This window comes from Mesorhizobium sp. M5C.F.Ca.IN.020.32.2.1 (assembly GCF_004023105.1).
Classification (GTDB): domain Bacteria; phylum Pseudomonadota; class Alphaproteobacteria; order Rhizobiales; family Rhizobiaceae; genus Mesorhizobium; species Mesorhizobium wenxiniae.
In genome coordinates, this window is record NZ_RZSX01001299.1 from 1 (window position 1) to 1,204 (window position 1,204).

Consider the following 1,204-nt stretch of genomic DNA (forward strand, 5'->3'; position numbering starts at 1 on the left):
CCGTGCGGGTCGTCGGTGTATTTTTCCAAATAGGCGCGGTCGGCCATGCCGTCACGGAACAGCACATGCATCACCGCGCAGGCCAGCGCGCCGTCGGTGCCGGGCTTCAGCACCAGGCCGAGATCGGCCTGCTTCATCGTCGCATTCTCGTAGACGTCGATGACGACGATTTTGGCGCCGCGTTCCTTGCGCGCCTTGATCGCGTGGGTCATGACGTTGACCTGGGTGACCACGGCATTGGTGCCCCAGATCACCACGCAGTCGACTTGGCCATCTCGCGCGGGTCGGGACCGCGCAACGCCCCGGCGCCCATCATCCAGCCGGTCCAAGCCAGGTTGGTGCAGATAGAACCGAAGAAGCCGGAGTAATTTTTCGCGTGGCGCAGCCGCTCGATGCCGTCGCGCTGCACCAGCCCCATCGTGCCGGCATAGTAATAGGGCCAGACCGTCTCCGAGCCGCATTTTGCCTCGGCCGCAATGAATTTTTCGGCGACGAGGTCGAGTGCGGCCTCCCAGCTCGCTTCCTTCCAGACGCCCTCGCCTTTGGCGCCGGCGCGGATCAGTGGCTTCAACAAGCGGTCGGGGTGATGGACGCGATCGGCATAGCGGGCGACCTTGGCGCAGATGACGCCTGACGTATATGTGTTGGCCTTTGCGCCATGGACGCGGCCGATGCGCTTGCTGTCGAGTAGCTCGACCTCGAGCGCGCAGGTCGAGGGGCAATCATGCGGACAGGCCGAATGGCCGATCCTGAGCTTGGCGTGCTGATTCATAGGGCCAAACTAGCCGTTTATGGCGGCGGCGTGTAGGGCCAGATGGCGCTACTCCGCCGTGCCTTCCTCGTATTCCGCCGACATTGACAGCCATTTTTCCTCATGGGCGGCCAGCGTCTGGGCCAGTTGCGAGCGCTCCTTGGCCAGCCGTGTCGCCGTCGACGGGTCCTTTTCATAGACCGCCGGGTTGGCGAGTTCGTCCTCAATCAAGTCGATGCGCTTACGGATGCGGTCCATCAGCGCTTCGGTGGCGCGGATTTCCTTGGCCAGCGGCTCGAAGGTGGCGCGGCGTGCGGCCGCGTCGCGGCGGCGGTCGGCCTTCGAGGCTTTTTCGGCTTCGCGCTTGCCGCGGCGGTCGCCGGAGACACCGGTGACCAGCGTCTTGTAGTCATCGAGGTCGCCGTCAAAAGGATTGACCGTCCCTTCCTTGAC

Annotated in this window: 2 pseudogenes; both read right to left on the minus strand. The window is 64.3% G+C overall.

Features of this window, described 5'->3' with window-relative positions:
- Nucleotides 1-772 (minus strand): annotated as a pseudogene (locus EOA86_RS35410) (molybdopterin-dependent oxidoreductase); the annotation flags it as partial.
- A 48-nt stretch (nucleotides 773-820) separates the two neighbouring features.
- Nucleotides 821-1,204 (minus strand): annotated as a pseudogene (locus EOA86_RS35415) (ABC transporter ATP-binding protein); the annotation flags it as partial.